This is a genomic window from Streptomyces boluensis (assembly GCF_009908195.1).
GTDB lineage: Bacteria > Actinomycetota > Actinomycetes > Streptomycetales > Streptomycetaceae > Streptomyces > Streptomyces boluensis.
This window is the reverse complement of the sequence record NZ_JAAAHS010000117.1, coordinates 1-19,230: the sequence shown is the minus strand read 5'-3', so window position 1 is coordinate 19,230 and position 19,230 is coordinate 1. Positions and strand designations below refer to the sequence as shown.

19 protein-coding genes and 1 tRNA gene are annotated in these 19,230 nt (G+C 72.0%); 11 read left to right on the top strand and 9 right to left on the bottom strand.

Features of this window, described 5'->3' with window-relative positions; translation table 11 throughout:
- Positions 1-145: 145 nt before the first annotated feature.
- The 3 genes from GUY60_RS16910 to GUY60_RS16900 are packed head-to-tail and all read left to right on the top strand — an operon-like array spanning position 146 to position 4,758.
- On the top strand, positions 146-1,324 hold the full coding sequence (locus GUY60_RS16910; protein ID WP_161698628.1) for an HpcH/HpaI aldolase/citrate lyase family protein: 1,179 nt from the start codon (positions 146-148) through the stop codon (positions 1,322-1,324).
- 54 nt (positions 1,325-1,378) lie between these two features.
- The gene (locus tag GUY60_RS16905; protein ID WP_161698626.1) at positions 1,379-3,940 is read left to right on the top strand and encodes a phosphoribosyltransferase; all 2,562 of its coding nucleotides are present in this window, start codon (positions 1,379-1,381) and stop codon (positions 3,938-3,940) included.
- Positions 3,937-4,758: an HAD family hydrolase gene (locus tag GUY60_RS16900; protein ID WP_161698624.1), complete on the top strand. Its 822-nt coding sequence runs from the start codon at positions 3,937-3,939 to the stop codon at positions 4,756-4,758. The genes GUY60_RS16905 and GUY60_RS16900 overlap by 4 nt, the downstream gene beginning before the upstream one ends.
- Here the strand turns inward: GUY60_RS16900 and GUY60_RS16895 are convergent.
- From GUY60_RS16895 to GUY60_RS16855, 9 genes are all read right to left on the bottom strand, one after another.
- Entirely contained in the window at positions 4,670-5,353 is a 684-nt protein-coding gene (locus tag GUY60_RS16895) for a DedA family protein (protein WP_161698622.1), read from the bottom strand. The two genes, GUY60_RS16900 and GUY60_RS16895, sit on opposite strands and share 89 nt — an antisense overlap.
- A 66-nt stretch (positions 5,354-5,419) precedes the next feature.
- On the bottom strand, positions 5,420-5,638 hold the full coding sequence (locus GUY60_RS16890; protein ID WP_161698620.1) for an FmdB family zinc ribbon protein: 219 nt from the start codon (positions 5,636-5,638) through the stop codon (positions 5,420-5,422).
- A gap of 89 nt (positions 5,639-5,727) precedes the next feature.
- The gene (locus GUY60_RS16885; RefSeq protein WP_312866327.1) at positions 5,728-6,729 is read right to left on the bottom strand and encodes a sugar kinase; all 1,002 of its coding nucleotides are present in this window, start codon (positions 6,727-6,729) and stop codon (positions 5,728-5,730) included.
- A 14-nt stretch (positions 6,730-6,743) separates the two neighbouring features.
- Positions 6,744-7,379, bottom strand: a complete 636-nt coding sequence (locus GUY60_RS16880) for a bifunctional 4-hydroxy-2-oxoglutarate aldolase/2-dehydro-3-deoxy-phosphogluconate aldolase (protein ID WP_161698618.1) — start codon at positions 7,377-7,379, stop codon at positions 6,744-6,746.
- Between the two features lie 91 nt (positions 7,380-7,470).
- Entirely contained in the window at positions 7,471-8,616 is a 1,146-nt protein-coding gene (gene dgoD, locus GUY60_RS16875; protein ID WP_161698616.1) for a galactonate dehydratase, read from the bottom strand.
- A gap of 58 nt (positions 8,617-8,674) precedes the next feature.
- Positions 8,675-9,394: a FadR/GntR family transcriptional regulator gene (locus GUY60_RS16870; RefSeq protein WP_161698615.1), complete on the bottom strand. Its 720-nt coding sequence runs from the start codon at positions 9,392-9,394 to the stop codon at positions 8,675-8,677.
- Positions 9,395-9,457: 63 nt separating this feature from the next.
- Positions 9,458-10,084: a DUF4383 domain-containing protein gene (locus GUY60_RS16865; RefSeq protein ID WP_161698613.1), complete on the bottom strand. Its 627-nt coding sequence runs from the start codon at positions 10,082-10,084 to the stop codon at positions 9,458-9,460.
- Positions 10,085-10,172: 88 nt separating this feature from the next.
- Positions 10,173-11,576 carry a hypothetical protein gene (locus GUY60_RS16860; RefSeq protein WP_161698611.1) on the bottom strand — a complete coding sequence of 468 codons (1,404 nt, stop codon included), beginning with the start codon at positions 11,574-11,576 and terminating at the stop codon, positions 10,173-10,175.
- Positions 11,577-11,674: 98 nt separating this feature from the next.
- Positions 11,675-12,436 carry a DUF4097 family beta strand repeat-containing protein gene (locus tag GUY60_RS16855; protein WP_161698609.1) on the bottom strand — a complete coding sequence of 254 codons (762 nt, stop codon included), beginning with the start codon at positions 12,434-12,436 and terminating at the stop codon, positions 11,675-11,677.
- Positions 12,437-12,612: 176 nt separating this feature from the next.
- Here GUY60_RS16855 and GUY60_RS16850 point away from each other — a divergent pair.
- From GUY60_RS16850 to GUY60_RS16815, 8 genes are all read left to right on the top strand, one after another.
- A tRNA-Val gene (locus GUY60_RS16850) sits at positions 12,613-12,684 on the top strand.
- A 438-nt stretch (positions 12,685-13,122) separates the two neighbouring features.
- Positions 13,123-13,800, top strand: a complete 678-nt coding sequence (locus tag GUY60_RS16845; protein WP_161698607.1) for a hypothetical protein — start codon at positions 13,123-13,125, stop codon at positions 13,798-13,800.
- A 332-nt stretch (positions 13,801-14,132) separates the two neighbouring features.
- The gene (locus GUY60_RS16840) at positions 14,133-14,429 is read left to right on the top strand and encodes a Scr1 family TA system antitoxin-like transcriptional regulator (protein ID WP_161698605.1); all 297 of its coding nucleotides are present in this window, start codon (positions 14,133-14,135) and stop codon (positions 14,427-14,429) included.
- Positions 14,430-14,686: 257 nt separating this feature from the next.
- Entirely contained in the window at positions 14,687-15,100 is a 414-nt protein-coding gene (locus GUY60_RS16835) for a hypothetical protein (protein ID WP_161698603.1), read from the top strand.
- 336 nt (positions 15,101-15,436) lie between these two features.
- Complete coding sequence (locus tag GUY60_RS16830; protein WP_161698601.1) at positions 15,437-15,850, top strand: hypothetical protein; 414 nt, start codon at positions 15,437-15,439, stop codon at positions 15,848-15,850.
- A 187-nt stretch (positions 15,851-16,037) separates the two neighbouring features.
- Positions 16,038-16,406 (top strand): hypothetical protein, encoded by a 369-nt coding sequence (locus GUY60_RS39030; RefSeq protein WP_161698599.1) that lies wholly within the window; start codon positions 16,038-16,040, stop codon positions 16,404-16,406.
- 114 nt (positions 16,407-16,520) lie between these two features.
- Positions 16,521-18,590 (top strand): NADPH-dependent 2,4-dienoyl-CoA reductase, encoded by a 2,070-nt coding sequence (locus GUY60_RS16820; protein WP_161698597.1) that lies wholly within the window; start codon positions 16,521-16,523, stop codon positions 18,588-18,590.
- Between the two features lie 88 nt (positions 18,591-18,678).
- A partial coding sequence (locus tag GUY60_RS16815; protein WP_161698595.1) for a PadR family transcriptional regulator occupies positions 18,679-19,230 on the top strand: 552 nt, incomplete at its 3' end.

The window sequence follows — 19,230 nt, the reverse complement described above, 5'->3', positions numbered from 1 at the left end:
GGGGAGCTTGCGGGGAGAGCTTCCCGTGCGGGAGACATGAGGGGGTTACCTGGATTTCATGCGATCAGGGAACCCTTGACATGCTGCCCTACGTACTATTACCGGCCACATCTTGTCGGCCGTCTTGTCTGTAACGGGGAGTCACATGCGTCATTTCGGGCATATAGCCCCCGAGGTTCGGGAGCGCTTGTTCCACACGGAGCCCTGCGAGTTCACCGAGGACTCGCCCGCCGCCCTGCTCTCGGTCGCGCTGGGCGCCACTCTGTACTCCCCGGCGACCCGGCCCCATCTCGCCGACGACATCGTCAAGCAGGCCGCGCGCGGAGTGGTCTCCATGGTGCTGTGCCTGGAGGACTCCATCGACGACGCGGATGTCGAGGCCGCCGAGGCGAACCTCGTGGCCCAGCTGACCGAGCTCGCCGGCCGGGACCCGGAGGCGGAGTTCTCGCGGCCGCTGCTTTTCATACGCGTCCGGCAGCCCGCGCAGATACCCGACCTGGTGCGCCGGCTCGGCCCCGCCGCCGCGATCCTCTCCGGGTTCGTCCTGCCGAAGTTCACCGAAGAACGCGGTGTGCCCTTCCTCGAGGCCCTCACCGCGGCTGAATCCGCCAGCGGGCGGCGGCTGTTCGCGATGCCCGTCCTCGAGTCGCCCGAGCTGCTCCACCTGGAGACCCGCGCCGACACCCTCGCCGGGATCGCCCGCACCGTGGACAAGTACCGCGACCGCGTCCTCGCCCTCCGCCTGGGCGTCACCGACTTCTGCTCCGCGTACGGACTGCGCCGCCAGCCCGACATGACCGCGTACGACGTGCAGATCGTCGCCTCCGTCATCGCCGATGTGGTCAACGTCCTGGGGCGGGCCGACGGCACCGGATTCACCGTGACCGGGCCCGTGTGGGAGTACTTCCGGGTCCAGGAGCGCATGTTCAAGCCGCAGTTGCGCAGCAGCCCCTTCCTCGGGCGCGCGGAGGAGCTGCGGGCCGCGCTCATCGAGCACGACATGGACGGGCTGCTCCGCGAGATCGGCCTCGACCGGGCCAACGGACTGCTCGGCAAGACCTGCATCCACCCCTCGCACGTGCTGCCCGTGCACGCCCTCTCCGTGGTCAGTCACGAGGAGTACAGCGACGCCCAGGACATCCTGCGGCCCGAGCGCGGCGGTGGCGGAGTGATGCGTTCCGCGTACACGAACAAGATGAACGAGGTGAAGCCGCACCGTGCCTGGGCCGAGCGCACCCTCCAGCGCGCCCGCGCCTTCGGCGTGGCCAACGAGGACGTCGGCTTCGTGGAGCTGCTCACCGTCGGCCTGGACGGCGCCGCCTGACGCGGGCGCGGAACAGGGACCGGGAGCCGGAGCGGGACACGAGCAGGGACGAACGTGACGTACGCAAGCGACAAGAGGGACACGAACGACGTGGTGTGGTCGGGAACATGGGTCGCCCAGCGGCTCGGGGTCGAGCTGGACGGCGACGAAGGACTGCGGGACCTGCTCGGTCTCGCCCTGCGCCGCAACCCGAAACGGGCCCACCTGCTCGTGTCCAACGTCCTCGGCAAGCACGTCCCGCAGTCGCCCACCGCGGTGTGGCGCGCCGGGTACGACCTCGGCGTCCGGGTCCGCGCCCTGCTCGGTGACGACGAGGCCGCGCGCTCCGTCGTACTCGGATACGCGGAGACCGCCACCGGGCTCGGCCACTCCGTCGCCGACGGCCTGGCCCTCGCCCCGTATCTGCACTCCACCCGGCGGCCGGTGCCCGGCGTCGAGCGGGCCGGCGGCTTCGAGGAGTCCCACTCGCACGCGACCTCGCATCTGCTGCTCCCCGAGGACCCCGAACTCCTTGCGGGGGAGGGGCCGTTGGTCCTGGTCGACGACGAGTTCTCCACCGGCAACACCGTCCTCAACACCATCCGCGCGCTGCACGAGCGCTACCCGCGCGGGCGGTACGTGATCGTCGCCCTGGTCGACATGCGCTCGCCCGCCGACCGGGGCCGCCTCGCCGAGTTCGCCGGCGAGATCGACGCCCGCGTCGACCTGGTCGCCCTCGCCTCCGGGACGGTACGGCTGCCCGAGGGCGTACTGGAGCGGGGGCAGGCCCTGGTCGCGGAGTACGAGACGGGGGTGGCCGGTGCCGCCGCGCCCACCGCTACCGTGCCCACCACCGCCGTGCCCGTACAGCGCGGGAACGCCCGGATCGCGCGGGTCGGCCTCGGCTGGCCCGGCGGAGTGCCGGACGGCGGGCGGCACGGCTTCACCGCCGCGCACCGGAAGCGCCTCGAGGCGGCCGTGCCCGGCATGGCCGGCCGGCTCGCCGACGCGCTGCCCGCGGGCGCGCGCCGGGTGCTCGTGCTCGGCTTCGAGGAGCTGATGTACGCGCCGCTGCGGCTCGCCGTCGACCTGGAACAGCGCGTCGACGCCGAGGTCCGCTACTCGACCACCACCCGCTCCCCGGTGCTCGCCGTGGACGACCCCGGCTACGCGATCCGCAGTCGCCTGGTCTTCCCCGCGCATGACGCACCGGCCGACGGGCCCGGCGACCGGTACGCGTACAACGTGGCGGGCGGCGGCTTCGACACCGTCGTCGCCGTCGTCGACACGGCCGCCGACACCCCCGAACTGCACGCCCCCGATGGCCTGTTGGCGCAGCTCGCCCGGCACGCCGAGCACGTCCTGCTCGCGGTCGTCCCGTCCCACGTACCCGGCGCGTCCCCCGTGTCCGGCGAGTCCCACGTACCCGGTGCCGAGCGCACCGGGGGCGCCCCCGAACGGCAGGAAGACCTCAGCATGCTGCCCGACCCCCTGCGCGGCCCCGCGTTCTCCTCCTACGCGCCGGACGAGGTCGGCTGGCTGCTCCAGGACCTGTCCCAGGCCGAGTTGGAGGCGCCGACCGAGGAGCGCGAGGAGGCGATCCAGAGCGGCGGCGCGCACTACGCCGAGTCGCTGCCGGTCGAGTACCAGCCGAGCGAGCAGTATCAGCAGCTGTTCAAGGCCGCCCTTGAGACCTCCGCCGCGCGGATCGCGCAGGCCGTCGGCACCGTCACCGAGACCGTGCTCGCCGAGCGCGGGCCGCGGCCCGTCCTGGTGTCCCTCGCCCGCGCGGGCACCCCGGTCGGCGTCCTCATGCGGCGCTGGGCCGAGCAGCGGCACGGCCTCGACCTGCCGCACTACGCGGTGTCGATCGTGCGCGGCCGCGGCATCGACGCCAACGCACTGCGCTGGCTCGCCGCCCACCACGACCCCGCCGACGTGGTCTTCGTCGACGGCTGGACCGGCAAGGGCGCCATCACCCGCGAACTGGCCCAGGCGGTCGAGGCGTTCGAGGCCGCCGGGGGCGCCACCGGCTTCGACCCGGAGATCGCCGTGCTCGCCGACCCGGGCTCCTGCGTACGCACCTACGGCACCCGCGAGGACTTCCTGATCCCGTCGGCCTGCCTCAACTCCACGGTGTCCGGGCTCATATCGCGCACCGTGCTCCGCGCCGACCTGGTGGGCCCGGACGACTTCCACGGCGCGAAGTTCTACCGCGACCTGGCCGGCTCCGATGTGTCCGGGCACTTCCTCGACACCGTCACGGCCCGCTTCGACGAGGTGGCCGCGGCCGTCGACGCCCAGGTCAAGGAGGCACTGTCGGCGGACCGCGCGCCGACCTGGGAGGGCTGGGCCGCCGTCGAGCGGATCAGTACGGAGTACGGCATCCACGACGTGAACCTGGTCAAGCCCGGCGTCGGCGAGACCACCCGGGTACTGCTCCGCCGGGTGCCGTGGAAGATCCTCGCCCAGCGGGACGCGGGCGCCGACCTCGACCACGTACGCCTCCTCGCCCAGCAGCGCGGCGTCGAGGTGGAGGAGGTGGACGGACTCCCGTACACCTGCGTCGGGTTGATCCACCCCCAGTACACCCGGGGCGCGACCGGCGCCGACGGCAAGGCGGTGACGGGCAAGTGAGCACCACACTCGTCGCCAGCGACCTCGACCGCACCCTCATCTACTCCGCGGCGGCCCTGCAGCTCCCGATGCCCGACGCGGAGGCCCCACGGCTGCTCTGCGTCGAGCTGTACGAGGGCAAGCCGCTGTCGTACGTGACGGAGGACGCCGCCGGGCTCCTGGCCGAGCTGTCCCGGCGCACCGTCTTCGTACCGACGACGACGCGTACCCCCGAGCAGTACCAGCGCATCCGTCTCCCGGGCCGCGCACCGAGGTTCGCGATCTGCGCCAACGGCGGCCGGCTGCTCGTCGACGGCGTCAGCGACCGGGACTGGCAGCGGCAGGTCGCCGCGCGCCTGGCCGAGGAGTGCGCCCCGCTCGACGAGGTCCGCGCCCACCTGGTGCGCAGTGCCGACGCGTCCTGGCTGCTCAAGGAGCGGGTCGCCGAGGACCTGTTCGCGTATCTCGTGGTGGAGCGGTCACTGCTCCCGGAGGGCTGGGTCAAGGAGCTCTCCCGCTGGGCGGAGGAGCGCGGCTGGACGGTCTCGCTGCAGGGCCGCAAGATCTACGCGGTGCCGAAGCCGCTGACCAAGAGCGCCGCCATGCGCGAGGTCGCCCGGCGCACCGGCGCCGACCTCACCCTCGCCGCGGGCGACTCGCTCCTCGACGCCGACCTGCTGCTCGCCGCCGACCGGGCCTGGCGCCCCGGCCACGGCGAGCTGGCCGACACCGGCCTGACCGCGCCGCACCTCACCGTTCTTCCAGAGCGTGGGATCGAGGCGGGGGAGCGGATTCTGCGGGAGTTCCTCTACGCCGCCGGACCGGGCCGGTCCGCCTGACGATCCGCAGGGCGACAAAGAGCAGGACCGCCGCGGCGGCGGCACCGAGGACCACCGTCGAGTACGTGGAGACATAGCCGGTCACCTGCGCCCAGTTCTCGCCGAGCGCGTACCCGGCGAGAACGAACAGGGTGTTCCAGAGCGCGCTGCCGAGTGCGGTGAGCCACAGGAACGTGGGCAGCGGCATGCGCTCGACGCCCGCGGGCACCGAGATCAGGCTGCGGAAGACCGGGATCATCCGGCCGAAGAACACGGCCTTCGTGCCGTGCCGCGTGAACCAGGCCTCGGTCCGCTCGATGTCGGCGACCTTCACCAGGGGCAGCCGCGCGGCGATGGCCACCGTACGGTCCCGGCCGAGCAGCGCGCCCACGCCGTACAGCGCGAGCGCGCCGACGACGGAGCCGGCGGTGGTCCAGAACAGGGCGCCCGCGAGGCTCAGTTGGCCGGTGCTCGCGGCGAAGCCGGTGAGCGGCAGGATCACCTCGCTGGGCAGCGGCGGGAAGAGGTTCTCCAGGGCGATGGCGAGCCCGGCGCCGGGCGCCCCGAGGGTGTCCATCAGGCCGGTGACCCACTGCGGAGCGGTGCTCTCGATCATGCGGGCCAGGCTAGGCGGCGCACCTGAAGCGAAGCTGAAGACCGGACCTGGACCTTCGGGGGTACGTCAGCCGCAGCAGCCTCCGCCGCAGCAGCCGCCGCCTCCGCCACCCCCGGCGGCGGGTGCGGGCGCGGCGGACGAGCCGCCCACGGCCACTGCCGAGAGCAGCTTCACGGTGTCGTCGTGCCCGGCGGGGCAGTCGGCGGGGGCGGACGACTCGGCCATCGGGCGGCTGAGCTCGAAGGTGTCGCCGCAGGTCCGGCAGCGGAATTCGTAGCGAGGCATGCGCTCAGGTTAACGGGGAGCGGGCCGCGCGGAACCCCCTTCAGCGGACCCACCGTGCCCGGCGGTCAGCGCACCACCGTGCCCGGCGGTCAGCGCACCACCGTGCCCGCCCCCGCGCCGAGCAGTCCCAGCTCGGCCCGGGTGGGCGCCCCTTCCCAGTCGCCGTACGAGGCCACCGCGAAGGCGCCCGTGGTGACCGCGCGGTCGAGCCGGGCCGCGGTGTCCGCCCCGTCGAGGAGCGCGGAGAGGTACCCGGCGACGAACGCGTCCCCCGCGCCCACCGCGTCGACGGCCGTGACCCGGCGGGCCGGTGCGTGCAGGGTGCCGCCCGTGCCGTGCCCGGTGTGCGCCGTCGCGCCGTCCGCGCCCAGCTTGACGACGACCTCGCCGACGCCGAGCCCGAGCAGCGCCTCGGCCTGCGCGGACGGGTCCGTTCCGGCGGGGCCCCGGAGCGTGTCCTCGGGCAGGCAGAGCGGCAGCTCGTCGTCGGAGGCGATCAGCACGTCGACGTACGGCACCCAGGAGCGCAGTTCCTCGGCGGCGTCCTCCCGACTCCACAGCCGGGAGCGGAAGTTGACGTCGAGGCAGACGAGCGTGGAGTGCTCCTGGGCCAGGCGCAGCACGCGCCGGGCGGCGGCCCTGGCCGCGGGGCCGAGGGCCGGGGTGATGCCGGTCAGGTGCACGGCACGCGGCGGTTCGGCGAGGAACGCGGCCTCGACCGCGCAGGCCTCCACCCGCGAACCCGCCGACCCCGCACGGTAGTAGTGCACCCGCGTGACCTCGGGCAGTCGCGGCTCGAAGAGGATCAGACCCGTCGGCGCCGCCTCGTCGCGCGATGCTCCCCTGACATCCACGCCCTCGGCCCGCAGGGTACGCAGGACCAGTTCACCGGCCTCGTCGGCGCCGACCGCACCGGCCCAGCGGACCGGGTGGCCGAGGCGGGAGAGGCCGATGGCGACGTTCGACTCGGCGCCCGCCACGGAGACGTCAAGGGTGCCGCCGAGCTTCAGCGGCCCGCCGCCGCGCAGCGCCATCATGGTCTCGCCGAAGGTGAACACACTTCCCGGGCGAGCGGTATCCGTAGTGCTCACGCTGTCCGTGGTGCTCACGCGCAGACCGCCTTGAACTCGGCGGCCCGGCGGCGCAGTGCGTCGAGGTCGCCCCCGTCGGCGGCGTCCCCGACCAGCGGCGAGCCGACCCCGACGGCCACTGCGCCCGCCTTCAGATACGCGGCGGCCTCGACCGTGCCGACCCCGCCGACCGGCACGAACGGCAGGTCGGGGAACGGGGCCCGGAGCGCCTTCAGATAGGCGGGGCCGCCCATGGCGGACGCGGGGAACACCTTGAGCGCGGTCGCCTCGGTGGCCACCGCCTCGCACACCTCGGTGGGCGTGAGCACCCCGGCGAGCGTGGGCAGCCCCTGTCGTACGGCGGCGCGGAAGCCGGGGCCGAGGCCGGGCGTCACGATCAGGTTGGCGCCCGCGTCGGCCGCGCGGGCGGCGTCCGCCTCGGTGACGACGGTGCCGGCGCCGAGCCAGGCCTGCGTACCGAGCTCGCGGCGGGCCCGCTCGATGACCCTGAGCGCGTCGGCGCCGCTCAGCGAGACCTCGATGAGCGGGACCCCGGCCTCGGCGAGGGCCATCACCGTACGGAAGGACGCTTCCTGGTCCTTGCCGCGGATGATGGCGACGAGGCGCTCCGTTCGCAGGGCGGCACTGAGGTCCGCGGTACTGAAGTCCATGGTGGGTCGTTCCTCTGGGAGTTGTGCGGGTGGTGCGGGTGGTGCGGGTGGTGCGGTGTTACGGATGGTGCTGAGGCTTACGGGTCGGGGCTCACCATTCGGCGAACGTGCCGTCCGGGTGGCGCCACACCGGGTTGCGCCAGGCGTGCCCGGCCCGGTCGGCGGCGCGCACCGCGGCCTCGTCGATGTCGACGCCGAGGCCGGGCCGTTCGGTCCTGAGCAGGTGGCCCGCGTGGAAGCGGAACGGCTCGGGGTCGGCGACGTAGTCGAGGAGTTCGGCGTCCTCGTTGTAGTGGATGCCGGTCGACTGCTCCTGGATCAGGAAGTTCGGGGTGGTGAAGGCCACTTGGAGGCTCGCGGCCAGCGCGACCGGGCCGAGCGGGCAGTGCGGGGCGAGCTGCGCGCCGTACACCTCGGCGAGGGCGGCGATCCGGCGGAGCTCGGAGATGCCGCCGGCGTGCGAGATGTCGGGCTGGACGACCGCGACGCCGGCCTGCAGCGGAGCGAGGAACTCGCCGCGGGAGAAAAGCCGTTCGCCGAGCGCGAGCGGGATGTTCGAGGCGTTCACCAGGTCCGGCAGGGCGTGCGCGTGCTCGGGCAGCACGGGTTCCTCGACGAACATCGGCGCGTACTCGGCGAGCAGCGGAAGGAGCCGCCGGGCGTTCGCGGGGGACACCCGGCCGTGGAAGTCGAGCGCGAAGTCCCGTCCCTCGCCCAGGACTTCGCGGGCGGTCTCGACACGGGCCAGGCAGGCGCGGACCTCGGCGCGGGTGGCGAGCGGGGTCATCCGGCCGCTGCCGTTCATCTTGACCGCGGTGAAGCCCGCCTCGGTCTGCCCGGCGACGGCGTCCCGGATCGCGCCCGGCTCGTCGCCGCCCACCCAGGCGTAGGCGCGGACCCGGTCCCGTACCGGACCGCCGAGCAGTTGGTGCACGGGCCGGCCGTACGCCTTGCCCTTGATGTCCCACAGGGCCTGGTCGAGGCCTGCGACGGCGGAGGAGAGCACCGGGCCGCCACGGTAGAAGCCGCCCTTGGTCATGACCTGCCAGTGGTCCTCGATCCGCAGCGGGTCCTGGCCGACCAGGTACTCGGCGAGCACCTCGACGGCGGCGCGCACCGGCTCGGCGCGCCCCTCGACGACCGGCTCGCCCCAGCCGACCAGGCCCTCGTCGGTCTCCACGCGGACGAACAGCCAGCGCGGCGGGGCGAGGAACGTCTCCAGGCGGGTGATCCTCACGGGTCAACTTCCTTTCCGTGGGCGGGAGTCGGCACGGTGCTCCGCAGCGGCGCGGGCGTCACGGGTGGTCGCGCAGGGACAGGTCGAGCAACTCCAGCATCGCGTCGTACGCCCCGTCCGGGTCGCCCTCGCGCACCCGCGCGACGACCGCCGCGTGCGTGGGCAGCGGGTCGTCGTGCGCGCCCGCGTGCACCTGCCGGTCACGGGTGACCAGTACGGGGATGATCACCCGGCGCATCTGCGCGAAGAAGCGGTTGCCGGACGCGGCGAGCAGCGCGGTGTGGAACGAGGCGTCGGCGCGCACCGCGAGCACCGGGTCGCCGTCGCTCGCGGCCATCGCGTCCAGGGCGGCGTCGAGGGCGGCCAGGTCGGTGTCCGTGCGGTGCTCGGCGGCGGCCGCGGCGGCGGCGGGTTCGACGGCGCGGCGCAGGGCGAGCAGATCGGCGAAGAAGTCGTTCGGCGCCCCGGCGGCCAGCCGCCAGCGCAGTACGTCGGTGTCGAGCAGGTTCCACTCGACGCGGGGCCGGACGAACGTGCCGCGCTTCTGCCGGGCGTCGAGCAGCCCCTTGGTGGTGAGCACCTTGATCGCCTCGCGCAGCACGGTCTGGCTGACGTCGAACTCGGCCATGAGCCGCGGCAGATCGAGGGTGTCGCCCTCCTCGTACGTCCCGTCGAAGAGGCGCAGGGCGAGCGCTTCGACGGCGACCTTGTGGACCCCGCGCCCGGCGTAGGCGGACGCGTCCACGGGCGCCTGGACGACGGGCGCTACTCGTGACATTCCGGCCCCTTCGGTGGCTTTCTGGTCAGCCGCAGGTTGGCACGAGTAATGCTTATTCAGCAATTAAACGCTTCGGCCCCGCACCTGCCTCCGCACCGGTTCCTGCATCTGCCCCCGCGTCTGCACCTGCCCCCGCGTCCGCCCCTGCAGCCGGGCCCGCCGCAGAGCCCGCCGCTCACGCTCCGCCTGCTCGGGGTGGCGGGCCTTCCAGTACGGGTTGTCGTGCGGCAGCGCGCTGCCCACCCGCCCGTACATGCCGAAGACCATGAGCATCACGCCGACGACAAAGCTGAACAGCACGTTCTGGATGCGGAACGCCAGGAAGTTGAACCCGGTCTCCAGAAGCGCCAGGTTCACGAAGCCGCTGAGCACGAAGACGACGCCGAGGACCATGTTGAGCATCGACGCGAAGTTGCCGCCGATCACCATGCCCACGAACAGCAGCAGCCCCACGCAGATCGAGAGCACGCTGAGCGAGCCGTTGGTGTTCAGGCCCCCGACCGTGTCGCCCTGGGTGTCGAAGAAGCCGACCTTGTCGATCAGGCCGAGGATCCCGAACGCCAGCAGCACGAGCCCGGTGAGCCCGGCGCCGACCCGGTAGACCTGGCTGAGCCGGTGGTCGACGGGAAGGTGCTCGTCGAGCGTGATCCGCCGCTTCGCGGTGGGGTGGAACGGTGCGTGCGTGGCCATGTCCGCCTCCCTAGCGGTGGGGCCCGTACCCTCCAGGATCCGCCCGCGCGGGTACGGGTGCCACATCGGCGTGAGTGGCGGCTGAGCCTCAGACCGGCCCGCCGCGGTCCTGCCGGATCTGGGCGACGACCCGGCCGACCGTGGCGCGTACCGCCTCCGTCTCGGTGAGGAAGTGCCAGTAGTCGGGGTGTCGGCCCTCCAGGCCGTCGACCGCGCGGTCCAGGCGGGACACCGCGTCGTCGAGGGGCCGGGCATGGCGCGGATCGGGGGTGGCGCGGCCCGTCATCGCGAGGCGCTGGGCGTCCCGGATCGCGAACCGGGTGCGCTCGATCTCCGCCTGCGGGTCCTTGGACACGGCGTTGAGCTGCCGCAGCCGCTCGCCCGCCGCGGACACCGCCTCGTCGGTGTGGTTGAGCAGCGCTCGTACGGTGCTGAGCAGCGCCGTGGCGTCCGGCCAGCGCTGCTCCGCGCGGGCCTTACGCGCCTCGGCGAGCTTCGCCTCGGCCTGCCGTACCGCATCCGCGGCCTGCTCGGGCACCTGCTGCAGGTCCTGCCAGCAGGCGGCCGTGAACCGGCGCCGCAGCTCGCTCAGGATCGGCTCGACCTGCGCGCTGCGGGTGGTCAGCGCCTGCGCGCGGGTGCGCAGCGACACCAGGCGCCGGTCGGTCTCGGCGGCCCGCTCGGGCAGCCGCTCGGCCTCCGCCCGCACCGCCTCCGCGTCCCGCAGCACCCGGTCGGCGCGCTGCAGTGTCTCGGGTACGCCGTGCCGGCCCGCGCCCTGGTTGAGCTTGGTCAGCTCCGGGCCGAGCGCGGCGAGCCGGGCGGCCAGGTCGTCGGCGCGCAGCCCCGAGCCGCGGGCTGTGTCGAGTGCGGTGCTCGCGGCGAGCAGTGCCTGCCGGGCCCGCTCCACGGCCGGGGCGAGCCGGGCCAGTTGGGTCTCGGCCTTGTCGAGCAGCGGCCCGAGGCCCCGTGTGAACCGGTCGAGTTCCTGCCTGACGCGGAGCAACTCGTCCTTGGCGCCGGTCAGTTCGGCCCTGGCCCGGCCGGCGACGGCGGCCTCCAGGTCGTCCCGGTCGAGGTCGTGCGCGTCGACCGCGGTGATGTAGCGGTGGCTGACCTCGTCGATCCGGCGGCCGAGCGCGTCGAAGTCGGCGGCGACCTGGCGGGCGGCGGGCGAACTGTCGACGGCCGTGATCGTCTCGATCGAGATGCGCAGGTCACGCTGGGCGGTGTCCAGGTCGTAGAACGCCTCCGCCGCCGCGTCCTTGGCGGCCTGCGCCTCGGCCCGCGCGCTCTCGCCCCGGCCGCCGCCGAACCAGCGCCGCGTCCCGCCGCCGGCGAAGGCGCCCGGCAGTACGGCGACGAGTAGCGGCAACGGCAGCAGTGCGAGCCCCACCAGGTCCCGCAGCGCTCCGGTCCGCCGTCCACGAGGGCGTGAGGAGAGGCGAGGGGCGACCTGCTGCGCGTACGGCTGCGGTGGTGTCGCCGTCACTTCTCACTCCCGTGCTGTCGTCCGCCCGGCCTGGGACTCCTCCCGGCCGAGGCCGGAGGGCCATTCTCCCACCCGATGAAGACGAACACACGGGCCGTTCAGTTCACCTCCACGCCGCCGTCCTCGCTGCGCACGTTCACGATGTGCGTGCTGCTGTCGTCGCGCTTCACACCCACGTCCACCGAGCCGTCCCCCGACGAGGCGGCCACCTTGTACGCGCCGTCCGGCAGGTCCACCGAGACCGCGCCGTCCTCGCTGTGCGCCTCGACCCGGTCCGGGACGGTGCGCAGGCCGAGCCGCACCCGGCCGTCGTCGGAGCGGGCGTCGATCCGCCGCGAGTCGACGTCGACCACGTCGACCGCGCCGTCGGCGGCGCGCAGTTCGAGCGGCCCCGAGGTGTCCTTGACGGTGACCCGGCCGTCGTCGGAGCGGATACGCACGGCGGTACGGAGCCCCTCGGCGGTCACCTCGCCGTCCTTGTTGAGCACCCGCACCCCGGCCTCGCGCGGCACCTCGATCCGGTGCCGGGCGGAGCAGGCGCTGACGAACCCGTCGCAGTTCACGCGCAGTTGCAGGGTGTCGCCGTCCATCGCCCAGGTGACCTCGGGGTCCTCGCCGAGCACGGTGCTGCCCTCGAACCACCGGGTGACCCGCACCTCGTCCACGTCGGCGGCCACCACGTCGAGCGCCGAGTCGTCCGAGTCGATGGTCAACGTCCGCCCCTGGAGCGGGAACGACCGCTTCTCCGGATCGTCGTCGTCCCCCGCGCTCGCCCCGCACCCGCTCAACAGCACGACGGCGGCCAGCGCGGCCCCGAGCACGGCGACAGGGCGGTGGATTCGTACGGTACGGACGCTCATCACGGTCTCCCCCAGGGGCGGTGCGGCGCCATCGCCGCGGTCCCCCTGAACGTACGGATCCCGCCGCGGCGCGGGCATCCGGGCGGCCACCGGATCTTTCCTGGGGCTAGCCCCCGGCCGACCCGTACTGGTTTGCGGGGCAGTGCCCCCGGCAGGGTAAGGTGACCACTCGTCCCGGGCGCGTAGCTCAGGGGTAGAGCGTCGCCCTTACAAGGCGAATGTCGGCGGTTCGAAACCGTCCGCGCCCACCGGGTATGAACTGGACAGAAGCCCCGCACCGTGATCGGTGCGGGGCTTCTTCTGCCCTCGATGTCCTTCGGCACCCAACTCATCGTCAGGAACCGCAGCACCCGGCTGAAGTCCCGGCCCGCCACAACGTCCCCGACTAGTTGGTTGGCATCCGGGCCGAACATGAAGCGGCTCATCCCGGTAGGGGCGGGGCCGCTTCGCTGTGCCATGGGTGTTTGACCTGCAGGTTCCTGCCGTGGGTCTCTGGCAAGTCAGGTTGCCGTCACGCATCCAGGTGGTTTTGCTCCAGTTCTGGGCGCTGACGGGCGTTATTGCGTAGCGCGATGCCAAGATCACTCGCAGCTACGTCGGCTGAGTTCTCGCTGTTCGTAGCAGTGCATCCCCCTCTCATGGCCGCTGGCGCATGCCGTCGGCCATGCACGCCTTCAGGAGAAGTCATGAGCTCAGTCAGCCGGCGCCGCGTCGGGATCCTCGCGGCCGCCACCACCACGGCCTTCGCCGCCGCCCTCGTCGGACCCGCCACCGCGTCGGGAACCGTGGAGCGGTCTGCCCAGGCCGCCCCCGGCGACCCCGTCAATTACGGCGACGTGATCACGCTGGAGAACCAGCACGGCGGCAGCGGCGGCTACCTCGACACCCGCAATGCCGCCGGTGTGAGCGGCGCGAAGTACGGGGTCTCGACTGCTACGAAGCCCAACCGGGACAACGGCAGCGGCCGCTGGAAGATCGTCAACGCCGCCGACGCCGCCAAGACCGGCCGCGTCAACAACGGCGATGTGGTCCAGCTCGTCAACCAGTACAACGGTGGCCGGGGCGGCTACCTGGACGCCAACCAGCCCGCCAACATGTCGGGCAGCAAGTACAAGGTCTACACGACCGACAAGCGCGACCGGGACAGCGGCAGCGGCCAGTGGACCGTGATGGCCACGTCCGGCCAGAGTGGACCGATCGTCGAAGGCGGGGGCATCCACCTGCTCAACCGCTACAAGGACAACGGCGGCTTCCTCGACACCCGTAACCATGCAACAGACGGCAACAAGTACGGCGTCGTCACCAGCAACTCCTGGGACCGCGACAAGGGCAGCGGCACCTGGAAGGTCGGCAAGGTCGGCTGACAAGCCACCCCCGGAGGGGCTGCGTGAGGTCGGCTCTGCCGGACGCGCGCCGAATCCGGCAGGGTGCTCTGACCGCATGGCGAAGCGGCCTGCTCCCGATGGGGGGCGGGCCGCTTCGTTGTGTCTTGATCCGGGGTATGACCTGCCACTTCTCTGACCCCACTCCTCGTTGATGCCGTGCCTCGGGTGGGCCACAAGTTGCGAAGACGCGCTCTTACAACGCGAATGTCGGCGGTTCGAAACCGTCCGCGCCCACCGGGTATCACCTGGACAGAAGCCCCGCACCGTGATCGGTGCGGGGCTTCTTCTGGATCATTTGGGAGATCAGGGCGATGCTTCCGCATCTCGGGCGTCACGTGTTCGTAGGTGCCCTCGACGCCGCGGCGCAGGCCCGCGTCACGCGGTCCCGGATCGTCCGCCAGGCTGGGCACCTGTTCCTGTTCATCGTGGAAGAGGCTGTCCTGCGCTACCAGTTGGGCGGCAAGGAGGCGATGGCCGGACTGCTCGGCCGGCTTTTCCACATGTACGACGGGCCCTCGCGCCACAACGAAAGACGCCCTCTGGCCTGCCTGGAGGTTCCTGAAGCCGTCTCTCTGGGGCATCGGCGGGCTTGTCGTTGCGAGTCGTGACGGATCCACGCGCGTCCTACTGAGGGGTCGTTTTCCGGCCATATGCGTTGAAATGTCGTGCGTGCCGCTTGTTGGGGCCAGCCCCCAACACGCAGGCGGATCCGGCTAAACCCTGTCAACTTGTACTGACGAGCTTGCTGGGGCAAGGGCGCCTCTCCGTCATGATCCGCTCGTCGTCGACACGGACTCCGGGTCTGGTCAGGACGACGGCCGTCCATGAGGCACGGCCCTTTCTGCGGAAGACGGAGAAGCAAGTCGTGAAGCTGAAGTCAGGAAACAAGCGCGCCCTCGTCGGCGGCGGCACCGCCGTGCTGCTGGCGCTCGCCGGCGCCACCGGCTACGCGGTCGCGGACGCCGGCACCCGGGCGAACGAGGCAAAGGCCCCGCACTCGCAGGTCGCCCTTCAGGCGGACAAAAACGGCAAGATCATCAAGCAGGAAGGCGTCGCCTCGGTCACGAGGGTCGTGGGCGCGCCCGGCGAATACTGCGTGAAGCCGGTCAGCACGGTGGACGCGGCTTCGACCATTCCATTCGCCCAGCAGACCACCTGGATCGGCAACATCTGGGTTGGGTTCAGCGGCGGATGCCAAACCGGCGAGTACCACGTGGTGACCTACTCAGACTCCATCGGCACGCGCGCGGATCGCCCCTTCCGCCTCCTCGTCCCCTAAGCGACGGTCACGCCTGCTGTCGGACACGCAGGATGACCACGAGGGCGTCACTCGGGACTACCGCCGCAGCGCAGGTCTGCGGCGTGCCAGGCACCCAGCCGAGAAGCCGACGAACCCCGGAACGAGTGTCCGCCAGGGGTGCATCCATGTCGGCTCCTGGGAGGAACTCTTCCCGCAAGAGCCGTGATGCCCCTCAGCCTGCTACCGCCCGGTCCCGCATCCCGAATCGCCAAGGCCGGTCCTGCCGGCCTGTTCCGCCTGCCGCCCGCCCCGGGCCGCAAACTCCACGTCGCAGCCGCCGAAAGCGCGGGGCGACCTCCGAAGGGAAACACCTCCATGCCGTCCCGTCTGAGCCGGTACCGCCGCAGCACTCTCGCCCTCACCGCCGCCTTGGCGACGCTCCCCGCCCTGTCCGGCACCGCCACCGCCGACGAACCGGTCGACCTGGATGTCGCCCATGTGCGCGCCGCCGCGAAGGTAGCGGCGGACGGCACCCTCCTGGCGACCAGGAACGTCGACTCGTCCTACCGCGCCTACCAGGGCGCTTACTGCGTGAAGATCTCCGACCCGCGCATCGACTTGAGCAACGCCGTCATCACGGCAACGGCCACCAAGATCTACGCCCGCATGCTCAGCGCCACCGGCGAGCCCACCCAGGACTGCGGCTACGCCACCGACACCGTCACCGTCCACACGATCTACGAGAACGCCGTTCTCCACGACGCGCCGTTCACCGTAGCCGTGCTGTAGCCCCACCACTACGCAGCCTGAAGCGTTGATGCACGAAGCCGCCCCTGTTTCCCGCCGTATGGCAGGGAGCAGGGGCGGTGGCATTGTGCGCGGCGGCACGTGGGTGCTTCGGGGTGGCCCGGAAACCCCGTGTGCCGGGCACCGGCCCTGTGGCACGCTCGCGCCATGACGACGACCAGAAAGGTCCATGCCGCGTAGGCGGCCGGGGCGGGTGCGGGTCGAGGGGCGGCTGCATCCCCGTTCCCCGTACTTAGCGTCGCGATCAAAGATCCCCGAACTCTCCGTCGCCGCGCACGCGGAGATCGCCAGGATCGAGCGGAGCCGGAGCTATCTGTGGGTCGGTGCGACCGAGACGAGTCTGCTGCTCTGGGACAAATTCGTGCGTACGGCCGACCACCGGCTCTGGGTCGGGAACCGGGGCGGGTGCTGGGTCTGGGAGTGCTGTGGCGACCCGTATCTGGCGCGTGACTTTCTTGAAGGTGTGCTGCTGAGCATGTCCCCGCGCGGCAGGCGTGAGCTCTGGGCCCTGGTGGGGCCGCTCGACGCCCGCTACTGACGGCAGGACATCGCGATGGGCTCCGCCACACTCTTATGCAACTTGTTGCACAACGGTCTCCCCGTGGGTTACAACAAATCGACCGCACCCCGGCAGGAGCCATGGAGGCCCCCGATGAGCCAGAGCCCGCAGAGCCCGAGCGCCGGCCCGTACCCGCATCTCATGCGCCCCCTCGACCTGGGGTTCACCACCCTGCCCAACCGCGTGATCATGGGCTCCATGCACGTCGGTCTTGAAGAGGCCGAGCGTGGCTTCGAGCGGATGGCGGCGTTCTACGCGGAGCGGGCGCGCGGTGGGGCCGGGCTCATCGTGACCGGGGGCATCGCGCCGAACGAGGCCGGGCGGCCGTGGGCGGGCGGGGCCAAGCTGAGCACCGCCGAAGAGGTCGAGCAGCACCGCGGCGTGACCGAGGCCGTGCACCGGGCGGGCGGCCGGATCGCCATGCAGATCCTGCACTTCGGGCGGTACGCGTACCACGAGGACCTGGTCGCGCCGAGTGCGATCCAGGCGCCCATCAGCCCCTTCGTACCGAACGAGTTGAGCGACGCCGAGGTCGAGCGGACCGTCGAGGACTTCGTGCGGACCGCCGAACTCGCCAAGGAGGCCGGGTACGACGGCGTCGAGATCATGGGCTCCGAGGGGTACTTGATCAACGAGTTCATCGCCGGGGGCACCAACCACCGCACCGACCGCTGGGGCGGCTCGTACGAGAACCGGACGCGGTTCCCGCTGGAGATCGTGCGGCGGACGAGGGAGCGGGTCGGGGACGACTTCATCCTGATCTACCGGCTCTCCATGCTCGACCTGGTGCCGGGCGGCTCCACCTTCGACGAGGTCGTCGCCCTCGCCAAGGAGATCGAGGCCGCGGGCGCCACCATCATCAACACCGGCATCGGCTGGCACGAGGCGCGCATCCCTACCATCGCGACCTCGGTGCCGCGCGGCGCGTACGCCTGGGTGACGAAGAAGGTCATGGGCGCGGTGTCGGTGCCGCTGGTCACCAGCAACCGCATCAACACCCCTGAGATCGCCGAGCAGTTGCTCGCCGACGGGCACGCCGACCTGGTCTCCCTCGCCCGGCCGTTCCTCGCCGACCCGGAGTTCGTGGCCAAGGCCCGCGAGGGCCGCGCCGAGGCCATCAACACCTGCATCGGCTGCAACCAGGCCTGCCTGGACCACACCTTCAACCTGCAGATCACCTCCTGCCTGGTGAACCCGCGGGCCTGCCACGAGACCGAGCTCGTCCTCGAACCGGTCAAGGAGATACGGCGGCGCAAGCGGATCGGTGTCGTCGGCGCCGGGCCCGCCGGGCTCGCGTTCGCCGTCTCCGCCGCCGAACGCGGCCACGAGGTCACCCTCTTCGACGCCGCCGACGCGATCGGCGGCCAGCTCAACATGGCCCGCAAGGTCCCGGGCAAGGAGGAGTTCGACGAGACGATCCGCTACTACCGCACACAGCTCGAACTCCGGGGCGTGGACGTCCGGTTGAACACCCGAGTCACCGCCGAGGAGCTGGCCTCCGGTGCGTACGGCGCGACGTACGACGACATCGTGATCGCGACCGGCGTCAGCCCGCGCACCCCCGACATCCCCGGCGTCGACCACCCCCGCGTCCTCAGCTACCTGGATGTGCTGCGGGACGGGGCCGAGGTGGGCGAGAAGGTCGCGATCGTCGGCGCGGGCGGCATCGGCTTCGACGTGGCGGAGTTCCTCACCGACGGCGGCGAGCAGGCCAGCCTGGACCCGGCCACGTACTTCCGGCAGTGGGGCGTCGACATGGACTACCGCGACCGCGGCGGTCTGCGCGCGCCCGAGCGGCCCGCGCCGCCGCGCCAGGTGCATCTGCTGCAGCGCAAGACGAGCAAGGTCGGCGCCGGGCTCGGCAAGACCACCGGCTGGATCCACCGCACCGAACTGCGCCACCGCGGCGTCACGATGGTCGCCGGTGTCACCTACGAGCGGATCGACGACGCGGGCCTGCACATCGGCGTCGACGGCGACACCCAGGTCCTCGACGTGGACACGGTCGTCCTCTGCTCCGGCCAGGAACCGCGCCGCGAGCTGTACGACGCGCTGCTCGCCGCCGGGCAGTCCGCGCACGTCATCGGCGGTGCCGACGTCGCCGCCGAGCTGGACGCGAAGCGGGCGATCAAGCAGGGTACGGAGCTGGCGGCGGCCCTGTAGTCGATTGCCCCGCACCGTCGACTCGGTTGCCGTCGATCGCCCTGCGGGCTCGTCCTCAAGCGCCGGACGGGCTGGTTGAATGCGGGGCATGTCCCTCCCGTACGCGATCCTCACCGCCCTTCTGGAGAAGCCCTCGTCCGGACTCGAACTGACCCGGCGATTCGACCGGTCCATCGGGTACTTCTGGTCCGCGACGCATCAGCAGATCTACCGCGAGCTCGGCAAGCTGGAGGACGCCGGACTGATCCGGGTCCTGCCGTCGCCCAAGGCGACCCGCGGGCAGCGCAAGGCGTACGAAGTGCTGCCCGCGGGCCGGGCCGAACTGACCGCGTGGGTGGGCAAGTCGGAGGACCCCAAGCCGGTCCGCTCCGCCCTGCTGCTGCGTATGCGTGCCGCGGCCGTGGTCGGCCACGAGGGCCTGGAGGCCGAGCTGCACCGCCATCTCGCCCTGCACCGGGCGCAGTTGAGTGAGTACGAGCAGATCGAGACCCGTGACTTCCCGGCCGAGCGGGACCGTACGGAGGACCGGCTGCGGCATCTGGTGCTGCGGGGCGGTATCGAGCTGGAGACCTTCTGGATCTCCTGGACCACGGAGGCGCTGGAGACGCTGGCGGCGATGGGCGCGGAGGGGGCGGGGGAG

Bases quoted from the DNA above. Each gene is read 5' to 3' on its own strand.
- GUY60_RS16910 (WP_161698628.1), top strand. From the start codon at position 146: ATGCGTCATTTCGGGCATATAGCCCCCGAGGTTCGGGAGCGCTTGTTC.
- GUY60_RS16895 (WP_161698622.1), bottom strand. From the start codon at position 5,353: ATGATCGAGAGCACCGCTCCGCAGTGGGTCACCGGCCTGATGGACACC.
- GUY60_RS16890 (WP_161698620.1), bottom strand. From the start codon at position 5,638: ATGCCTCGCTACGAATTCCGCTGCCGGACCTGCGGCGACACCTTCGAG.
- GUY60_RS16880 (WP_161698618.1), bottom strand. From the start codon at position 7,379: ATGGACTTCAGTACCGCGGACCTCAGTGCCGCCCTGCGAACGGAGCGC.
- GUY60_RS16870 (WP_161698615.1), bottom strand. From the start codon at position 9,394: ATGTCACGAGTAGCGCCCGTCGTCCAGGCGCCCGTGGACGCGTCCGCC.
- GUY60_RS16865 (WP_161698613.1), bottom strand. From the start codon at position 10,084: ATGGCCACGCACGCACCGTTCCACCCCACCGCGAAGCGGCGGATCACG.
- GUY60_RS16855 (WP_161698609.1), bottom strand. From the start codon at position 12,436: ATGAGCGTCCGTACCGTACGAATCCACCGCCCTGTCGCCGTGCTCGGG.
- GUY60_RS16845 (WP_161698607.1), top strand. From the start codon at position 13,123: ATGAGCTCAGTCAGCCGGCGCCGCGTCGGGATCCTCGCGGCCGCCACC.
- GUY60_RS16840 (WP_161698605.1), top strand. From the start codon at position 14,133: ATGCTTCCGCATCTCGGGCGTCACGTGTTCGTAGGTGCCCTCGACGCC.
- GUY60_RS16830 (WP_161698601.1), top strand. From the start codon at position 15,437: ATGCCGTCCCGTCTGAGCCGGTACCGCCGCAGCACTCTCGCCCTCACC.
- GUY60_RS39030 (WP_161698599.1), top strand. From the start codon at position 16,038: ATGCCGCGTAGGCGGCCGGGGCGGGTGCGGGTCGAGGGGCGGCTGCAT.
- GUY60_RS16820 (WP_161698597.1), top strand. From the start codon at position 16,521: ATGAGCCAGAGCCCGCAGAGCCCGAGCGCCGGCCCGTACCCGCATCTC.